The sequence below is a fragment of the Allobosea sp. MMO-172 genome (assembly GCF_037147855.1).
Taxonomy (GTDB): Bacteria; Pseudomonadota; Alphaproteobacteria; order Rhizobiales; family Beijerinckiaceae; genus Allobosea.
This window is the reverse complement of record NZ_JBBCUM010000007.1, coordinates 61,739-80,383: the sequence shown is the minus strand read 5'-3', so window position 1 is coordinate 80,383 and position 18,645 is coordinate 61,739. Positions and strand designations below refer to the sequence as shown.

15 protein-coding genes, 1 pseudogene and 1 riboswitch are annotated in these 18,645 nt (G+C 65.8%); of the genes and pseudogenes, 5 read left to right on the top strand and 11 right to left on the bottom strand.

Going from position 1 to position 18,645, the window contains the following annotated elements; genetic code table 11:
• Window positions 1-251: 251 nt before the first annotated feature.
• Genes WFK61_RS12405 through WFK61_RS12390 form a run of 4 tightly spaced genes read right to left on the bottom strand, consistent with a single transcriptional unit; the run spans window position 252 to window position 4,693 of the window.
• A complete protein-coding gene (locus WFK61_RS12405; RefSeq protein WP_336812031.1) occupies window positions 252-1,409 on the bottom strand; it encodes a serine hydrolase domain-containing protein in 1,158 nt (385 codons plus the stop codon).
• Window positions 1,406-2,986 carry an ABC transporter substrate-binding protein gene (locus WFK61_RS12400; RefSeq protein WP_336812029.1) on the bottom strand — a complete coding sequence of 527 codons (1,581 nt, stop codon included), beginning with the start codon at window positions 2,984-2,986 and terminating at the stop codon, window positions 1,406-1,408. The genes WFK61_RS12405 and WFK61_RS12400 overlap by 4 nt, the downstream gene beginning before the upstream one ends.
• A 20-nt stretch (window positions 2,987-3,006) precedes the next feature.
• A complete protein-coding gene (locus WFK61_RS12395; RefSeq protein ID WP_336812028.1) occupies window positions 3,007-3,354 on the bottom strand; it encodes an AtuA-related protein in 348 nt (115 codons plus the stop codon).
• Window positions 3,355-3,358: 4 nt separating this feature from the next.
• Window positions 3,359-4,693, bottom strand: a complete 1,335-nt coding sequence (locus WFK61_RS12390; protein WP_336812026.1) for an acyclic terpene utilization AtuA family protein — start codon at window positions 4,691-4,693, stop codon at window positions 3,359-3,361.
• Between the two features lie 70 nt (window positions 4,694-4,763).
• Between WFK61_RS12390 and WFK61_RS12385 the strand changes: the two genes are divergently transcribed.
• The 4 genes and pseudogenes from WFK61_RS12385 to WFK61_RS12370 all read left to right on the top strand — a co-directional run.
• Window positions 4,764-5,657, top strand: a complete 894-nt coding sequence (locus WFK61_RS12385) for a LysR family transcriptional regulator (protein WP_336812024.1) — start codon at window positions 4,764-4,766, stop codon at window positions 5,655-5,657.
• Window positions 5,658-5,841: 184 nt separating this feature from the next.
• Window positions 5,842-6,041, top strand: a riboswitch (cobalamin riboswitch).
• 103 nt (window positions 6,042-6,144) lie between these two features.
• On the top strand, window positions 6,145-9,063 hold the full coding sequence (locus WFK61_RS12380; RefSeq protein ID WP_336812023.1) for a ribonucleoside-diphosphate reductase subunit alpha: 2,919 nt from the start codon (window positions 6,145-6,147) through the stop codon (window positions 9,061-9,063).
• A gap of 163 nt (window positions 9,064-9,226) precedes the next feature.
• Window positions 9,227-10,354, top strand: a complete 1,128-nt coding sequence (locus WFK61_RS12375; protein WP_336812022.1) for a ribonucleotide-diphosphate reductase subunit beta — start codon at window positions 9,227-9,229, stop codon at window positions 10,352-10,354.
• Window positions 10,355-10,451: 97 nt separating this feature from the next.
• Window positions 10,452-10,781, top strand: a pseudogene (locus WFK61_RS12370) (site-specific integrase); the annotation flags it as partial.
• A 141-nt stretch (window positions 10,782-10,922) separates the two neighbouring features.
• On the opposite strand, the gene WFK61_RS12365 reads toward WFK61_RS12370, so the two are convergent.
• Together WFK61_RS12365 and WFK61_RS12360 are read right to left on the bottom strand one after the other, a co-directional pair.
• The gene (locus WFK61_RS12365) at window positions 10,923-11,645 is read right to left on the bottom strand and encodes an anti-sigma factor (RefSeq protein WP_336812021.1); all 723 of its coding nucleotides are present in this window, start codon (window positions 11,643-11,645) and stop codon (window positions 10,923-10,925) included.
• Complete coding sequence (locus tag WFK61_RS12360; RefSeq protein ID WP_336812020.1) at window positions 11,642-12,202, bottom strand: sigma-70 family RNA polymerase sigma factor; 561 nt, start codon at window positions 12,200-12,202, stop codon at window positions 11,642-11,644. The genes WFK61_RS12365 and WFK61_RS12360 overlap by 4 nt, the downstream gene beginning before the upstream one ends.
• Window positions 12,203-12,391: 189 nt before the next feature.
• Between WFK61_RS12360 and WFK61_RS12355 the strand changes: the two genes are divergently transcribed.
• Window positions 12,392-13,174, top strand: coding sequence for a DUF4394 domain-containing protein (locus tag WFK61_RS12355; protein WP_336812018.1), 783 nt, complete (start codon window positions 12,392-12,394; stop codon window positions 13,172-13,174).
• A 146-nt stretch (window positions 13,175-13,320) separates the two neighbouring features.
• Here WFK61_RS12355 and WFK61_RS12350 read toward each other — a convergent pair whose 3' ends face one another.
• From WFK61_RS12350 to WFK61_RS12330, 5 genes are all read right to left on the bottom strand, one after another.
• Window positions 13,321-13,791 (bottom strand): YHS domain-containing (seleno)protein, encoded by a 471-nt coding sequence (locus WFK61_RS12350; RefSeq protein ID WP_336812016.1) that lies wholly within the window; start codon window positions 13,789-13,791, stop codon window positions 13,321-13,323.
• A 12-nt stretch (window positions 13,792-13,803) separates the two neighbouring features.
• On the bottom strand, window positions 13,804-14,289 hold the full coding sequence (locus WFK61_RS12345) for a hypothetical protein (protein WP_336812014.1): 486 nt from the start codon (window positions 14,287-14,289) through the stop codon (window positions 13,804-13,806).
• Between the two features lie 23 nt (window positions 14,290-14,312).
• The gene (locus tag WFK61_RS12340; RefSeq protein ID WP_336812012.1) at window positions 14,313-15,710 is read right to left on the bottom strand and encodes a tetratricopeptide repeat protein; all 1,398 of its coding nucleotides are present in this window, start codon (window positions 15,708-15,710) and stop codon (window positions 14,313-14,315) included.
• Between the two features lie 70 nt (window positions 15,711-15,780).
• A complete protein-coding gene (locus tag WFK61_RS12335; protein WP_336812010.1) occupies window positions 15,781-16,977 on the bottom strand; it encodes an OpgC family protein in 1,197 nt (398 codons plus the stop codon).
• Window positions 16,977-18,569, bottom strand: a complete 1,593-nt coding sequence (locus WFK61_RS12330; RefSeq protein ID WP_336812008.1) for a thiamine pyrophosphate-binding protein — start codon at window positions 18,567-18,569, stop codon at window positions 16,977-16,979. The genes WFK61_RS12335 and WFK61_RS12330 overlap by 1 nt, the downstream gene beginning before the upstream one ends.
• Window positions 18,570-18,645: the final 76 nt, after the last annotated feature.

The following is an 18,645-nucleotide window of genomic DNA, read 5'->3' as shown; positions in this document are numbered from 1 at the left end:
GCAATACGTCGCTCCTTGAGCAATGGCGACGACACGGACCGATCGGCAACGGGAGGTTGTTATCGAAAACGTCCATTGTCGGCTGGAGTCATTACGGAACTGAAGCTTGCTCGTATCGAGAGAGGGCGGGTGGTCTTCCAGGCGCGCCTATATCTGTTTCTCGAAGGCCGCCCAACGTTTGCAAATGGCGCCCCTCGTTCTGAACCGACCATTCGGAGCATCGCAAACGTTCAGGCTATTGTTGGGACGAGTTAGACCCCCAGTTGGCGCAGCACCGCATCCTTGAAGGCGAAACGCTCGGCCTTGAAATCCACGTCGTAGCTTGCTGCGAAAGGTGGTTGCGGATGGCATGACAGGGTAACGATGACAACGTCGGCCTGCCGGTTGACATATAGCGTCTGCCCCGCGAATCCGACCGCGACCATGGCGCCGTCAGGGTCGATCCACCAGCTGTAGCCATAGCCGTCGGCACCGTAATTGTTGGTCTGCGGATCGAGCGCGAAAACACGCGAGCCAGCCGCATCGAGCCATCCTTCGGGCAGGACCCGCTCGCCGCCGGCCACGCCTCCCTTGAGCAGGAAAAGGCCGAACCGGCCGAAATCCCGCAGCGCCATCCCTGCGCGGCTGCCGCCGATCTCCTGACCATTTTCGGATTCGAGCGTGTAAAAGGCGTCGAACTCCATGCCGAAGCGCGACCAGATCTTGCCTGACATGTAGTCGGCCAGCGTGCGGCCCGTCGCGGCCGAGAGCAGCGCCCCCAGCACATAGGTGTCGCCCGTATTGTAGTTGAACTGGCTGCCCGGCGGATACAGGCCACGCACGCTGCGCATCAGCGCCAACACGCCGCCGGGAACCTTGTCGCCGAGCGATTTGCTGTAGCGGTTCACATGCGAATGGCGATCGGTGTAGTCTTCGTTCCATTCGACGCCGGACGACATGGTGATCAGGTCGCGAACGCTGACCGCGTCATAGGCGCTGCCGTGCAGGGCCGGGAGATACCGCGAAACGGCATCGTCGAGGCTTTCGATGGAACCATCCTGCAAAGCGGCACCGACAAGCGTCGAGGTCAGCGACTTGATCATCGACATCGACGACCAGCGGCGGCTCTCTTCCAGCCCGAGCGCATAGCGTTCGAGCCGGATCGCACCGCCCTGCAGCACGAGCAGACCAGCAACGTTGGTCCGCTGGATATAGTCGTCGAGCCCGCGGCGCTCGCCGGCCAGCTCGTGCTCCGGCGCGATCTCCGCCCCGCGCGAGAGCGGGAAGGCATCGGCGCCGCGGGCGATGCGGCGCGTCGCGAACATGGCGTCGACATTGGCATAGGCATAGGCCTGCCAGCTTGGCGACAGCAGCAGGAAATCCTCGCCGCGCGGGATATGGCGGCGCGGCTGTGCGATGGTGCTGCTCATGCCCGGCGCACTCCATAGAACAGCGGCAGGCCCTTCTGCACGCCGGTCAGATTGCTGCGATAAGCCGTCTGCTGGAAGTAGAGGCCCGTCGGCGCATAGGGCACGGTCTCGAAGGCGACACGCTGGATCTCGGCACAGATCGCGGCTTGCGCCTTTTCGTCCGGCGCCCGGAACCAGTCCATCCGCAACTCCTCGAGCCGCGGAATCTCGGACCAGCCGAAGATGGCGGATGTGCCGCTGCCGCGCAGGAAGTTGTTGCTCGACGGGTTGAGCAAGCCGACACCGGCCGTGAAGGTGCCCACCAGATGCCAGCCGCCCTTGTCGGGCCCCTGCCGGTTGTTGGCGCGGGTCAGCACCGTTCCCCAGTCCATCACCTGCATGTCGACGTTGAAGCCGGCCTGCTTCAACGCGTCGGTAACGACCTCGCCCTGGGCCTTGATCGTCGCGACGTCGCCGGGCACGAGATAAACCAGCGGTTCGCCCTTGTAGCCGGACTCCTTGAGAAGACGCTTCGCCGCCTCCCTGTCAGGCGGCTCTTTCAACGCATCGAGCCCCGTCTCGCTCGCCATCGGAGTGCCTGGCAGGAAATAGCCGACCTTGTCCTTCCAGCGTTGGGCATCCTCGCCGATCACCGCGGTCATGACGTCTCTCTGGCTGATCGCCGCCAGCGCCGCCCGGCGCACGAGAACGTTGCTCGTCGGCCCCTGCAGGAAGTTGAAGCGGACGACGCCCGCCGACCCGAAAGAGTCGATCAGGTCGAGCTTCACGTTCTTATTGACGGCGAGCAGGTCCCAGTAATCGGAGGCCGGCTGTTCCCACCAGTCGATTTCCCCGGTCTGAAGGGCGGAGGCCGCCGTGGCGACGTCCGGCATGACCACCCATTCGACACGGTCGAAATGGGCGATCTTCGGCCCGGCGAGTGCGCTCGTCGTCCCGCTCTGGCGCGGCACGTAGCCATCGAATTTCGCGTAGACGAGGCGGCTTCCCGGCACGCGCTCGTCGGCCACGAAGCGATAGGGGCCGCTGCCGACCATCTCCGTGACCTGCACGGTCGCCTCGGTGAGCGCGAGCCGCTCGGGCATGATCACCGCATTGTTGGTGCCGAACTTCCCGAGCGCGTCGGGCAGCATCGGGAACGGCGACTTGAGCCGGAAGCGGACCTCGCGATCCGAGGCGGCCGACAATTCGTCCGTGACCGCAGCCAGAACCTGACCGACATTGTCGCGCTTCCACCAGCGCTTCACGCTCGCGACCACGTCGCGGGCCAGCACTGGGGACCCGTCGTGGAAACGCAGCCCCTCCCGCAGGGTCAGCGTCCACTGGCGCCCGTCCTGCTCGACGCGATGGCCTTCCACCATCTGCGGCTGGGTGCGGTTGTGCTCATCGGCCCCATAGAGGGTGTCGAAGATCATCAGCGCATGGTTACGCGTGACATAGGACACGCTCATGATCGGATCGAGGATCGCCACGTCGGATTGCGGTGCGAATTTGAGCGTGGATGTGCCTTGCGCCCGCACGATCGAAGGCAGGCACACGCTCGAGGCCATGCCGGCGAGAAAGCCACGTCTTGTCGTCATGGGCGTTATCCCTCTCAGCTTTATGATTTGCCCTGTCGGGCTTTTCCGCCTTCCGGATGTTCCGGGGCGGTGAGATCGAGATCGAGCAGCGCCGAGCTCAGGCTCTTGCCGTGGGCGTCGAGCGCCAGCGAGCGCGTGACGCCGCCGCCGAGCGCGCCTTTCATGACGAAATTCAGGGCGCCGAGCTGCGGAAGCTCGTAACGGGTGACCGGGCCCGTCACGATGCCCGCGAAATGCGCGGCCACGCGCGCGGCCGTAATCTGTTCGGCGATGAGGGGATAGTCGGCTTCGTCGAAGGCGATGACCGATATGGTCGAGACATTGCCTTTGTCGCCGGTTCGGGAATGCGCGATCTGGCGGAGCTTCATCGCGTCAGGCCTCGAAAATGCTGAGCTGTGTCTGGACGAGGCTTTCAGGCACCAGGGCCGAGGCGATCGCGACGACCTGTCGGACCGATTTCGACACGCCTCCGCCGCCTGCCGGGCCGTTGGTGTAAAGCGCCTCGACCTCGTTGCCGATCGCCACCGCATCGGCCGCCGCTCCGGTGCGCGCCGCCACGCGCAGGCGGACTTCGTAGGGAGCACCGCCCTGCGACAGCGCGGCGCCGTGCAGCGCATCGACGCCGATCAGGTCGAAACGAACCTCCGTCATCGGCACGCCGGTGAGCGCCAGCCGTTCGCGCACGATCTCGAGCGCCAGGCGGCCGCGCTCGACGGCTCCCGTCCCGGCATAGGAAATCTGGCCCTCGCCGACACAGCCGTCGACATAGCCGACCGAGACCTTGAGCAGGCCGGTCCGCGCCGCACCGTTCCCGCCATCGACCGCAACCCGGTCAGGCCCGACCGCCCGCACACGGACCTGCGAGAAATCCGCCACGACATCGGGCTGCAGGTAACGCACCGGGTCCTCGATCTCGTAGAGGAGTTGCTCCTTGACCGTGGCGGTCGTGACGGCGCCGCCGGTCCCTTCGAGCTTGGTCACGATGAGATCGCCGTTCTCGGAGACCTCGCCGATCGGAAAGCCGAGGCGCGCCAGTCCCGCGACATCCTTCACGCCCGGATCGGCGAAATAGCCGCCGGTGATCTGTCCGGCGCATTCGAGCAGATGCCCGGCCAGCACGCCCTTGCCGAGCTTTTCCCAATCGTCCTTAGCCCAGCCGAAGGAATGGATCAGCGGTCCCAGGAACAGCGCCGGATCGGCCGCACGCCCGGTGACGACGACATCGGCACCCGCCGCCAGCGCCTCGACGATCGGACCCGCACCGATATAGGCATTGGCGGAGACGATGCGATTGTCCAGGTCGGCCAGCGTGCCGCCTTCCAGAAGCGAGAGCGCGCTGCCGCTTATGGCTGCGAGTACATCGTCGCCGGTCACGGCCGCGACCTTCAGGCCAGCGAGGCCTAGCCGGCGCGCGACATCGCGAACCCGTTCCGCAGCCGCCAGTGGGTTGGCCGCGCCCATATTGGTGATGATCCGTGTGCCGTTCTTGCGGCAGGCAGGGAGAACAGCAGACATCCGCTGCTCAAGCAGGACATCGTAGCCCTTGTCCGAATCCGCGAGACGCGCCTGCTGGGCAAGCGCTATCGTCCGCTCCGCCAGGCATTCGAAGACGAGATAATCGAGATGCCCGTGGCAGGCCAATTCGACGGCGGGCTCAATCCGATCCCCCGCGAAACCTGCCCCGGCACCGATCCTGATGGTTCGCATCCGGCAAGGCTGGAGCCAGCGCGACCATCAATCAATTGAAATGGTTCAATCTCTGCAATAGCATTTTACTATGGATCTCAATCTCCGCCAGATCAGGGCTTTCGTGGCCGTCGCGCGGTTGGGTAGCTTCACCCGTGCCGCGGCGCTGCTGCATGTGGCGCAACCCACCTTGACCGTGCAGATCAGGAAGCTCGAAGAGGCCCTTCGCGTCAGGCTGTTCGACCGGAACTCGCGCTCGGTCGCGCTGACGCAGATGGGGCGCGATCTTCTCCCGGTCCTTGGCCGGCTCGTCCAGGATCTGGATGGTGTCATTGCCGAGGTTCGCAGCCACGGAGCCGGCTATCAGGGCCTGATCAAGATCGCCGCGCTGCCCACCGCCGCCGCCGCCCTGCTGCCGAAAGCCATCGCTTCGTTCCGTATCGCGCACCCGGGCGCCAATTTCCGCATCCGCGACGTGATCGCCCGGCGCGTCCTGACCCTGGTCGAAGCGGAAGAGGTTGATATCGGGGTCACGGGTGGGCCGACGAATGCAATCGATGTCGATGTGCTGCTGACGATCGAAGATCGCATGCATGTCGTCTTTCCGCAGGCTCACGCCCTCGCTGAGGCGCAGCTCGTCACCCCTGACCTGCTGATGCGATACCCGCTGATCATGATGGATCCCGATACCAGCGTCCGCGCCGTGGTCGAGGCCGGTTTTCATGCCGCGGGGCTGATCCCGCGCCCAGCGGTCGAAGTGACCTATATGATGACGGCCGTAGGGATGGTGCAGGCCGGCCTGGGCATCGCGATCCTGCCTTCATCGGCCAAGGAAATCGATGCCTATCCGATGATCCGGTCGCGCATGATCGAGGCAGCAGGGTTCGAGAGGCAGATCAGTCTCGTGAAGAAGGGCGGCCGAACCTTGTCCCCGCTGTCGGCCCTCTTCGTCGGTCACCTCCGCGAAATGGCGGAGAATAAGTGATGCCGCGGTGTCGTGGCTTCCCCATCACGTGACGACACAGGCGATGCCCGGTTCCGCGCCATGTACCAACGCCAGCAATCGGTGCTGCGCGCTCGCTGCCAACCACAGGCTCCGACAAGTAGCAGGTCCGAAGAGCGGAGTGGACGATCGTGGACAAGTTATTGACTCTCGCTGCTCAGCTCACACAAGATGTTGTGGTCACGGTCCTTCAGCTCATCGAGTCGAAGGCTAAGAGGGAAGTCGGTGTAACGCCGACGCTGCCCCCGCAACTGTAAGCGGTGAGCCACCGCCCCAACGTTGTCACTGGAGCCGATTGGCTCTGGGAAGACGGGGCGACGGCGATGACCCGCGAGCCAGGAGACCTGCCGCGACCCTAGTATTCGTCCACGGGCGGGGTGTCCCGGTGGTGCGCTGACAGGCCGCCACCGTGCGCCTTTTCAACGCAACCGCTCTGGCCTTTGCCCCCAACATCTTGGGGTTGATGCCGATGTCTCTTTCTCTCGAAGCCGAACGGCCTTTGCCGGCGCCGCTGGGTGCCGAACCTGTTTCTCCGCCGCGCGCTGCTGCGGCGGAGCCCGGCTACCAGCTGATCCGCCGCAATGGCGCGGTGACGCCCTTCGCCCCCTCGAAGATCGCGGTCGCGCTGACCAAGGCCTTCCTCGCGGTGGAGGGCGCCAGCGCCGCCGCGTCCCGCCGTATCCACGATGTCGTTGCCGACCTCACCGAGCAGGTCGTGTCCGGCCTGACCCGCCGCGCCGCGACCGGCCGCACCTTCCACATCGAAGACGTGCAGGATCGGGTCGAGCTCGCTTTGATGCGCGGCGAGCATCACAAGGTCGCCCGCGCCTATGTGCTCTATCGCGCCGAACGCGCGCAGGAACGAGCGAGGGCGCAAGCCGAGGCGAAGCCGGCTGCCGCTGCGGCGCCGTCGCTTCAGATGAAGCTCACCGATGGCACGCTGGTTCCGCTCGATGCCGCCCGCCTCGACAAGGTCGTGCGCGAGGCCTGTGCCGGGCTCGACGGCGTCGCGGCCGAGCCGATCCTGACCGAAACCCGCCGCAATCTCTATGACGGCATTTCGCTCGACGAACTGGCACTGGCACCGATCCTGGCCGCGCGCACGCTGATCGAGAGCGAGCCGAACTATTCGAAGGTCTCGGCCCGCCTCCTGCTCGACAAGCTCCGCCGCGAGGCCCTGAGTTTCGTCCATGGCCATGCCGAGCAGGCGACGCAGGAGGAGATGGCGGCCGGCTACGGCGACTACTTCACCGCCTATCTCAAGACCGGCATCGAGAACGAGCTGATCGATCCCGAACTCGGGCGCTTCGACATCGCCCGCATCGCGGCGGCGCTGAAGCCGGAGCGCGACCTCCAGTTCGATTATCTCGGCTTCCAGACGCTCTACGACCGCTATTTCCTGCATGTCCGTGGCAATCGCTTCGAGCTGCCGCAGGCCTTCTTCATGCGTGTCGCCATGGGCCTCGCCATCCGCGAGATCGACCGCGAGGGCAGGGCGATCGAATTCTATAACCTGCTCTCGTCCTTCGATTTCATGGCCTCGACGCCGACCCTGTTCAATTCGGGCACGCTGCGTCCGCAGCTCTCCTCCTGCTTCCTGACGACGGTCGCCGACGATCTCGACGGCATCTTCAAGGCGGTGAAGGACAACGCGCTCCTCGCCAAGTACTCGGGCGGGCTGGGCAATGACTGGACGCCGGTGCGCGGTCTCGGCGCCCATATCAAGGGGACGAACGGCGAAAGCCAGGGCGTGGTGCCCTTCCTCAAGGTCGCCAACGACACCGCCATCGCCGTCAACCAGGGCGGCAAGCGCAAGGGCGCGGTCTGCGCCTATCTCGAAACCTGGCATGTCGACATCGAGGAATTCCTCGATCTTCGCAAGAACACCGGCGACGACCGCCGGCGCACCCATGACATGAATACGGCGAACTGGATTCCGGACCTGTTCATGCAGCGCGTCGAGGCCGGCGGCGACTGGACCTTGTTCTCGCCGGACGAGGTGCCCGACCTGCACGACCTCTATGGCAAGCCGTTCAAGATGGCCTACGAGGCCTATGAGGCGAAGGCGGCGTCCGGCGGCATCAAGGTCTTCAAGCGGATCAAGGCGGTCGATCTCTGGCGGCGCATGCTGACCATGCTGTTCGAGACCGGCCATCCCTGGATCACCTTCAAGGATGCCTGCAATCTGCGCTCGCCGCAGCAGCATGCCGGCGTGGTGCATTCGTCCAATCTCTGCACCGAGATCACGCTCAACACCTCGGCCGACGAGGTCGCGGTCTGCAATCTCGGCTCGGTCAACCTCGCGGCGCATGTGACCGCCGAGGGCCTCGATCAGGCTCGGCTCGCCCGCACCGTGAAGACCGCGATGCGCATGCTCGACAACGTCGTCGACATCAATTTCTACACGATCCCCGAAGCGCGCCGCTCGAACATGCGCCATCGCCCGGTGGGCTTGGGCCTGATGGGTTTCCAGGATGCGCTCCAGACCCTGCGCCTGGCCGCAGCGTCTGAGGAGGCGGTTGCCTTCGCCGATACGTCGATGGAGGCGATCAGCTTCCATGCGATCTCGGCTTCCGTCGATCTCGCCGCCGAGCGCGGTCGCTATCCGAGCTTCGAGGGCTCGCTCTGGTCGAAGGGCATCCTGCCGATCGACTCGCTCGATATCCTCTCGGAAGCCCGCGAGGGCGGTGTCGAACTCGACCGCTCCGCGACGCTCGACTGGGCGGGCCTGCGCGAACGGGTGAAGACCACCGGCATGCGTAACTCCAATACGATGGCGATCGCGCCGACCGCGACGATCTCCAACATCGTCGGTGTCTCGCAGTCGATCGAGCCGAGCTACAGCCAGCTCTACGTCAAGGCGAACATGTCGGGCGATTTCACCGTCGTGAATGCCGGGCTCGTCCATGACCTGAAGGCGAGGGGGCTCTGGGACGAAGTGATGGTCTCGGACCTGAAATACTATGACGGCAAGGTCAGCCAGATCGATCGCGTCCCGGCCGATCTCAAGGCGCTCTATGCGACCTCCTTCGAGATCCCGACGGAATGGTTGATCAAGGCGGCAGCCCGCCGGCAGAAATGGATCGACCAGGGCCAGTCGCTGAACCTCTACATGGCGCAACCTTCGGGCCGGAAGCTCGACGAGGCTTATCGGCTGGCCTGGCGGTTGGGTCTGAAGACAACCTATTACCTGCGCGCCCTGTCGGCGACCCATGTCGAGAAATCGACGCTGAAGGGCACGGACGGCAAGCTCAACGCCGTGTCGGCGACCGTGCCCGTCGCAGCAAAGGCAGCCGCGCCGATCATCGTCGACATCCCCCTGGAGAACGGCATGGCCGTGCCCAACGCCTGTTCGATCGACGATCCGACCTGCGAAGCCTGCCAGTAATCGCCTTCCCAGCCTCGTGACTTCCAACGTCATGGTCGGGCTTGTCCCGACCATCCACGTCTTCGTTCGTCGAGAGCGGTGTTCAAGACGTGGATGCTCGCCGCAGGGGCGAGCATGACGGGGAGGCAGCGGCCAGCCCTCACATTGATCGAACGGAAATCCCATGCTCGACTGGTCCGACACCAAGCCGGCGACCCCGGCCAACCCAGCCATCCTGACCAACCCATCCTCCACGCCTGACGCCACCGGCCTCGGCGAAATCGACCGCAATGGCGGCCGCGTCACCGTCGACGAGAAGCGCATGATCAATGCGCGCGCCGACGTGAACCAGCTCCTGCCGCTCAAGTACAAATGGGCCTGGGAGAAGTATCTCTCCGGCTGCAACAACCACTGGATGCCGACCGAGGTCTCGATGCAGGCCGACATCGCGCTGTGGAAGTTGAAGGATGGGCTTTCCGAGGACGAGCGGCGCATGCTCAAGCGCAATCTCGGCTTCTTCGCGGCGTCCGAGAGCCTCGTCGCCAACAACATCGTGCTGGCGATCTACCGTCATCTGACCAATCCCGAATGCCGGCAGTACCTGCTGCGCCAGGCCTTCGAGGAGGCGATCCACACCCACACCTTCCAGTACATCGTCGAGAGCCTCGGCCTCGACGAGGGTGAACTGTTCAACATGTACCGTGAGGTGCCCTCGATCACCGACAAGGCGGCCTGGGCGCTGAAGCATACGCAGAGCATTGAGGACCCCGCGTTCAGCACGGGCACGCCCGAGAACGACCAGGCCCTGCTGCGCGACCTGATCACCTTCTATGTGATCTTCGAGGGCATGTGGTTCTACACCGGCTTCGCGCAGATCCTCTCGCTCGGCCGGCGCAACAAGATGGTGGGGATCGCCGAGCAGTACCAGTACATCCTGCGCGACGAGTCGATCCATCTGAACTTCGGCATCGACGTGATCAACCAGATCAAGATCGAGAACCCGCATCTCTGGACCAAGGCCTTCCAGGACGAGGTGCGCGGCATGCTCCGTGAAGCCGCCGAGCTGGAAGCGGCCTACGGTCGCGACACCATGCCGAGGGGTTTCCTGGGCCTGAACGCAGCGCTCTGCGAGCAGTACATGCATTTCATCGCCAACCGCCGCTGCGCGCAGCTCGGGCTTCCGCCCGTCTTCGCCGAGACCGAGAACCCGTTTCCCTGGATGTCCGAGGCGATGGACCTCAAGAAGGAGAAGAACTTCTTCGAGACCCGCGTCATCGAGTATCAGAACGGCGGCGCGCTGAGCTGGGAGTGAGCCACCGAGCGTCGGCCGCAATGTCTGGATTCCGGCCGGCGCTCAATGTCCTCTCGTGGCGCGCAGTGATGAAACGAATGAGTTATCATGGTTTTGGATGCGGCCTTCACATAGAGGGCGCGTCAGGCTTGTCGAATTTCAAGTGCCCCATCAGCGCCCCGCCTGGGACAATGGGCGCATCATTAGCCTCAAGCCGCCTCTGAAACCGCGCCACATATGGGCCATCAGGACACGGCTGCAGCACGACCGACACGTGCGGGATCTAGCGATGTTCAATCTCGCGATCGACAGCAAACTGCGCGGCTGTGATTTGGTGCCGTTACGAGTAGGCGATGTTGTCCTAGGCGGAACCGTGAGGTTGAGGACATCGATTATCCAGCAGAAGACCGGCCGGCCGGTGTCGTTTGAGCTGGAGGACACGACCCGAGCCGTTTCGCCGGCTCCGGGAGTTCTATCTCTGCTGTTGCGAGGTCGGCTTCCGCGCCCGGATGATCGACGTCAACCTGATCGCCCTGCAAGGCCGCTGACGGGCGCGGCGTGTCCCACCGCATCCGTTTGCGCGAATCTCCTAGAGGCGCCTTGCGGTCAGCCCCTTCGCGATGATCGGGCCTGTCGGGCGTCCGGTTGGAGAACCGGCGGCAGGCTCTACCGTGATCTCGAAGAGCTGGTCGGCCCCCAGCGGCAGGTTGTCCAGTCGCAGGGGCACGGCGCGAGCCCGGTCGATGAGGCCGACCGAGCGCGGCCCCGCAGCACGGTCCCACAATGTCCAGATTTCCAGGGCACGGCCCTGCGGTACAGCGATGTCCTGAAGTGGCAGCAACTCGACGCGCCCGTCGGCGAACGTGTTCACCACAGCCGCGGCGACATTGGTTTCGGTCAGCAGGACGGCGACCATCACGGGCTGGCGACGCGCACGATCGAGCGCAGCGACGAGCCCGAAGGCGAGCAAGAGCGCGGCGGCAACACCGGCAAAGGCGGCGCCGCGCCAGAGCCAAAGGCTGTCCCACCATTGCAAGAGTCGTACGCCGAGCATGGACTGCGAGGCCATGGCTTGGCTGCGAACGGGAGCTTGGTCGAGGCCGTTTTCAATACGCTGCCACAGCTCTGTCGACGGTTCGATCGCCCCGGCGGTGGCATCGATCGGCGCCAGCCGCGCCTGCCAGCGGGCGACCGCGGCGTCCAGCTTCGTGTCACCCGCCATCCGCCTCTCGAACGCCGCCTTCTCGGCGCCGTCGAGCAGGCCCAGCACATACTCGCCCGCGACGATCTCGCGATCTGGTTCCAACGTCATCCGAGGCACTCCTTGAGTGCGATCAGCGAACGGCGGATCCACGATTTCACCGTCCCGAGCGGCATGCCGAGCCTGCCGGCGATCTCGCCATGGCTCAGCCCCTGCACGAAGGCGAGCAGCACCATCCCGCGCCGCGGAGCCGGCAGGGTCTCTAGGCAGCCGCGCAATGCCTTGGCATCGGAGAGCTTCGCCATCACGGTTTCCGGATCATCCTCCTCGCTCGCAGCCTCCTGGCCAATCGGGCTTTCATCGGTCTCCATCCGCCGCTCGTCACGCAGGATCGATAGCGAGCGGTTGCGCAGGATGGTGTAGATCCAGGTCAGGCCCGAACCGCGTTGCGGGTCGAAGCGCCCCGCATGCCGCCAGATCAGGATGAAACTGTCCTGCACTGCTTCCTCCGCCAGGGCGCGACGCTTCAGCATGCGCTGCGCCACACCGATCATACGCGGGCATTCCTGGTCGTAGATGCGCCGGAGCGCGTTTTTATCGCCGCCGGCGCAGGCTGCCAGCGCCTGCTCGATGCCTGCTCCCTGCGATTGCGCGGCATCGACGGCCATGCGGAATCCCTAAGCTCGGCGACCCCGGTTGGGCGGCACGACGGGAGGATACGCTGCCTGCGCCGCGATGGATGCACCCTGACAGGTTTATTTTTTCGAACGCATCCAAGGCCTTGCCCCGGCTCTATCCGGCATCAGCGTCGCCAGCAGGCACCAACCCCGCGGCGCCCGACAGAACCGGAGGACAAGATGACCAAGACGATCCGTTTAGCCCTCGTCGTTTCCACGTTTCTCGGCGGCGGGATCGCCGCGCAGGCCGCCATGCTCGCGGCTCTCACCGGCGACGACACGCTGACCATGGTCGATACGGCGACCCTCAAGGCCGGCAAGCAGATGAAGGTCTCCGGCATCGCCGGCAAGATCGCGGGCATCGACGTCAGGCCGGCCGACGGCATGCTCTACGCGCTCGCGGTAGACGGCACGATCTACACGATCGACAAGACCGGCAAGGCGACGATGAAGTCCAAGATGGACACCGTGCTGTCCGCCGGCGCCATGGCCACGGTCGATTTCAACCCGGCCGCCGACCGGCTCCGCGTGATCGGTTCGGACGGCACCAACCTTCGCGTCAATGTCGACGACGGCAAGACCACCATCGACGGCAAGCTGAAATTCGCCGAGACCGATATGCACAAGGGTGAAGCCCCCATGATCGTGGCCGGCGCTTACACCAACTCCGTCAAGGGTACGAAGGAAACGGCGCTCTACGACATCGACGGCAAGATCGGCGGCCTGATCAAGCAGGCGCCGCCCAATGACGGCGTTCTCGGCGCGGTCGGCAAGCTCGGCGTCATGCCTAAAGCGGTCGCCTTCGACATCGAGACGGCTGCCGACGGCTCCAATACCGGTTGGCTGCTTGCTGACGGCGCGCTGCACAAGGTCGACCTTGCGACCGGTAAGGCGACTGCGGTGGGCAAGGTCTCGGGCCTCGGCGCTGCTGCGAGGGACATCGCGGTTCTGCCTGCGATGTAGACTCGTTTTCGCTTGTCAGGACGCTCGCCCCCGGGCGGGCGTCCCCATCGCCCCTTGCATAACCTTTCAACCGCGCCTCACCTGATTCAAATGTCCGTTTCTGGCAGGCGAACGATACCTGCCATCGGCGCTCAGACTCGTTCGGCCTAACGGACATCCTTCGTCGTCAGACGCGGCCAGTTGCCCTCGGCGCGGGCGATATAGGTCTTCGTCCGCCCGAGCCAGGTCTTCCGCAAGCCGATATCGTAGTTGAGATAGAGCCGGCCATCGACGATCGACCAGGCTTCCGGCTCGATCTTCACGAGATAGCCGCGCGACGTGCCATAGGCGCAGAAGCCGCCATAGGCCGGCAAATAGCGCTCCGGGGCGGCCTCGAACAGCGCCTTGTGCTCGGCGCTGGCAAAGCGCCAGACGGCGCCGCCATGCCGAACCGAAAATTCGGGTTTGCCGAGCCGCGGCCCGCCGTCGCGGAAATAGGCGACGGGATCATAGCCGCGGATCGCGACACCGTCCGTCGAGCCGAGCGTATTGACGGGGCGGGGAGCATCGACCTGGGCCTTGCCGGCGCCAGCCAGTGCTGCCGCCGAAAAGGCGATGAACTTGCGTCTGTCGAGCATGACGCCCCTCCCTCAGGCTCGCCGCGCTTCCAGCGCCTCGAAGACATAGGCCGCGAGGTAACCGTAGATCGCGTGGCCGACGAGGCTCATGAAGGAGAGGCGCGGCACATCGTTCAGCAGAAAATGCTGCCCGGCCAGCGGCGCGAAGAAGGCGAGCGCGATGAAATAGGTGATCACGCCCCAGATCCAGCCATCGGCCGGCATGCCGAAGCTTTTCACCCAGCGGGTCACCACCCAGTATCCGAGCGGATAGAACAGGAAGCCGGTGACGAAATGCAAAAGCTTGGCGGTCGGCGTCGAGATCGTCAGGCCGAGCTGATGGAAGAAGAGCGACTTCACCAGCTCCGGCGGCTCCAGCGGGTATTCGGCGAACCAGGCGGTCGGCACGGCCGAGAACAATTCCCAGAAGCCGAGGCCGGCGAAGCCGCCGAGCGCAAGATTGATGACGGTGCGGGTGGAGGGCAGCGCGAAGCCGCCGGTCATGGTCGCGGTGGTCATGGTGTGTTCGTCCCTTCCTAAGGTCAGTGAGCAATGGCGAGCGGGGTCGAAGCGATGGTGAGCGCGGCAAGCCGCCCGGCGCCGCGATGGCGCAGTTGTGCCAGCCGGCGGGCAGCGAAGAGGTTTGCGCCGCCGCGGCGCGCCAGCCGTTCGCCGAGGATCTCGGCGGCGCGATCGTATTGGCCCGAGCGGATCAGGCTTTCGGCATAGGCCTGCTCGAACAGGTCACGCTGGGCATGACTGCCGCCGATCGCGAGCAAGCCATTGCGGGCGGAACCGAGCAGACGAGCGGCCTCGTCATAGTCGCCCTCGTGGAAGGCGATCAGTCCGAAGGCCGCGCACGCGCCGCTGCGGGCGGCGTCGCGCCGCTCGCCGCTCGGATGGGCCTCGGCGTCTTCGATCAGGCTGCGGGCGATCGCCTCGGCCCCGTCGGTCTGGCCGGCGCCAAGCAGGGACAGGGCATAGTGCAGATCGGCGAAGACGAGGCGCCCGTCATGGATGCGCGCTTCGGCCTTGGCCGCGAGCTCTTCCCAGCGATCGCCGACATCGACGCCGGCGTACTCGAGCCGGGTTAGCAGCGAGGCGCCATTGGCGATGTCGCGATAGTCGTCGGTCGGTTCGACGCGGACCTCCTCATCATAGAGCCGCAACGCCTCGCCGGTCTCGCCGCGCTCCAGCCGGAACAAGGCGAGGTGCCAGAAGATATGGAAGCGCAGGTTGTTGGCATGGGCGACATGGCGTCCGTCGCCGAGCCAGGCGATGCCTTCGTTGGCACGGCCGGTCATTTCCAGCACATGAGCGACGGCATGGCGGCCCCAGGCGTCGCGCGGACTCAAGGCGACGGCCCGGCGGCCGGCATGCTCGGCCTGGGCATAGAAGCCGCGCTCTTCCAGCGCGAAGGCATGGCAGCCATGGACGAAGCCGGCGAGCGGATGCCGCTCGCCGAAGGCCGGCGCGAAGCGGTTCAGCATCGCGAGCATCTCGGCCTGGTCGCCGAGCATGAAGCGCAGGCCATGCGAGAGCTTGAGCGCCAGAACGTCGAAGGGATGGGCGAGCAGGATCGCCTCCAGCCGCTCGGCCGCACGGCGCGGCTGATCGTCGAGCCAGAACGCTAGCGCCTCCATGACCATTGCCTCGCGCCGGGTGACCGGACGCAGCAGCGTGGCCGCCCGCGCCTTGCCGAGGCAATCGCGCGCCGGGGCGACCAGCTCGCCCCGCGCCAGCGAGAGCAGCATCAGCCCCTTGGCGGCATGGGCCAGCGCGAAATCGGAATCGGCAGCGAGCGTCCGGGCGAGATGCTCAGGCGTCGCGGCGGCGTGGGCCATCAGCGCTTCGAGCGTGTCGTTCCAGGCGAGGCGCGCGGCATCGCTCGCAACGGTGATCCGGTCGCTGGAGAGATCGTGATGGACGGCGTAAGACATGGGCTGCTCCATTCCCGCGCCGTGAAGGGGCGCTTGTGAGGGAGTTCGCAACGGCGCGATCAAGCGGCGTTCAACTCGCCTCACGGACCCGTGTAGTCAGCGAGGTCTGCGCGATCGGCGCGTGGCGGGTCTCGTCTTGAGGCTTGCGTCCCGGACCGGCCCAGGGCGCGCTCTTGAACCATCCGACCACGAGCGCGGTGGCGAGGATCAGCGCGAAGCCGGCGAGATTGAGCAGCGCGACCAGAAACTCGCCCCGCCCGGCCATGTCGGCGATCGTGCCGAGCAAACGCGCCAGCACGACACTCGCCAGGAAGCAGGCGAGCGACTGTCGTCCGATCAGGATGAGGAGATGGCCCGCACCGCGGTCGAGGCGGTCCCGCCACGGCTCGATCAGGCTGAGAACGAGATAGGCGAGCGCCAGGAAGTGCAGCACGCGCAGGATATGCAGATCAGTCTTCTCGCTGGCCGGAATCAGGAGATCGCGCATCGCCTGCGCGAACGGCCAATGCTCGAGGATGCCCCAGAAGGACAGCGGCACCGACAACAGGAGGAAGGTTGCGGCAGCGAGCATCAGCCGGCGCAGGCCGAGGCGGGGGAGCGGCAGCCACCCCATGCCGATGAAAAAGCCGATGAAGAAGATCAATTGCCAGGAGAAGGGATTGAGAAACCAGCCGGCACCGTTCCAGGGATTGCCGGAGAGGTTGAGGCCGGTGCTCCAGACCGCTGCATAGAGTCCGGCCGCGATCAGGAAGGGCAAGGCGGCGTGGAGGCGGCGCGCCAGCATCATCACCGGCACGAGCGCCAGGATGATGAGATACATCGGCAGGATATCGAGATAGTCCGGCTGCCAGGTCAGCGTGACCAAACCGAGCAGCGCCTGTTCGGGATCGGACAGCAAGGGCGCGAACTGGCGCGCGATCTCCGCCAACCCGAAGATGCGGTCCAGCCCGGCCACAAGCGCGATCAGGCCGAGGACGAGGCCGATCTGCGCCCAGTAGACCTGCCAGATTCGGTAGGCGATGCGTGCCGTGCCCATGGCGAGCCCGCGCCTGACGAAGACCCCGCCGAAGGCGAGCGCACTGGCGATGCCGGAGCAGAAGACGAAGAGCTCGGCGCCGGACGAGAATCCGAAACGCGCGGGGATCCAGGCATTCCAGCTGTTCTCCGGCAGATGCGCGACGAAGATGATCAGCATGGTCAGGCCGCGAAAGAGATCGAGCCGCTCGTCGCGGGGACGCTTCGCCGCCGTGGCGGGGAGCGCAGCCATCAGAACGCTTCCTCGTAGCTCGCCGCATCGATGCGGCAGGCAAGGATGGTGAAGCCGTCGCGCCGGAAGGCCGCCTCGGCTTCGCGGACAAGCGTCTCGCGGTCGTCGATCGTCGCGCCATGCCCGCCCAGCGCGCGGGCGACGGCGGCGAAATCGGTCTCGCCGATATCGACACCGGCGCGAGGCAGGCCGAGCTGGCGCTGCTTCAGCGCGATCAGGCCGAGCGCTCTGTCGACCAGGGCGACGACGATCACCGGCAGGCCGAGATCGCGCAGCGTCGCCAGCTCGCCCAGCACCATCTCGAGCCCGGCATCGCCGACAAAGCACAGAACCGGCCGGCCCGAGCCGAGTGCCGCGCCGGTCGCCAGCGGCAGGGCGCAGCCCATGGTGCAGAGTCCGCTCGACTGCAGCAGGCGGCGCGGCCCGTCGCAGCTCCACATCTGGCTGAACAGGATTCGATGTGCCCCTGAATCGGCGGCCGCAACCGTGCCTGCGGGGACGACGCGTTGCAGCGTTTCGAAGACGGCATGCGGCCCCCAGTTCGCGGGAGCGGCAAAGGCGGAGCGAAAGGCTTCGCGGATCGCGTCGGGCTCGCGACCCGGCCAGATGGCGTGCGCTGCCGCCAGTCCGTCCGATAGCCGCGTCAGGATCGTGCCGACATCGCCCTCCAGCAGCAGGCTGGAATGATGCATGCCGTGCTGGATCGGTTCGGCGACGATGTCGATGACGGCTTTGCCGGTCGGCCAGGGATGGCGCCAGCCTTGACGCATCTCGATCGGGTCATAGCCGGCGAGCACAATCAGGTCGGCGGCCTCGATCAGCGGGCGCACGAGCGCATCGGCCTTGGGCGAGAGGCCGACGGCCCCGATCACGCGCGGATCATCCTCGGGCACCAACCCCTTGGCCTTGTAGGTCGTGAGCAGCGGGGCGCCTGTTACGGTGATGAAGCGATCAAGCGCTGCCGCTCCCCCCTCGATGAGGTCCAGTCCGGCGATGACCAGCGGCCTCCGTGCGGCTGCGACAAGCGCCTGAGCGGGTTGGAGATCAGCCGGAATGGAGGGGGGTGCAGGCAGAATGGCGGGCGCTGCGCGCCGGCTGGCGCGGGCTTCCGCGACGGAGATCGGTAGGTCGATATGGACCGGCCCCGGCCGCCCGCGCCGGGCGAGCGCAACGGCCTTGGCGACGACCAGATCCTCGGTGCCCGGCGCCGCACGGAAGCTCGCCTTCACCAGCGGGCGCAGCATGGCCTGATGGTCGAACACCTGATGCGTGTAGCTTTCGGCCAGGGCCTGATCGACGCAGCCGGTCACGAAGATGAGAGGCACGCGGTCCTGCTGCGCATTGGCGACGACATTGACGGCATTGGCGACGCCCGGGCCTAGGGTCGCGACCAGGACGGGCAGAGCGCCGGTCGCGTGCCAGAGCCCTTCCGCCATGAAGCCCGCCGCGTTTTCGTGCCGAGCGAGCTCGAACCGGATGCCAGAGCGTTCGAGCGCATCGACCAGCGCCAACACTTCGCCGCCGGGAATGCCGAAGGCATGGGTCGCGCCCGCGGCTGCGAGCTGGGCAGCCACGAGATCGGCGCCGGTCATACCGTCTTCCGGATCGGCTATTCCCGCCGGCTCCGCGACTGCTATCCGTTCATGACGCATCGTCTCTCTCCGCGTG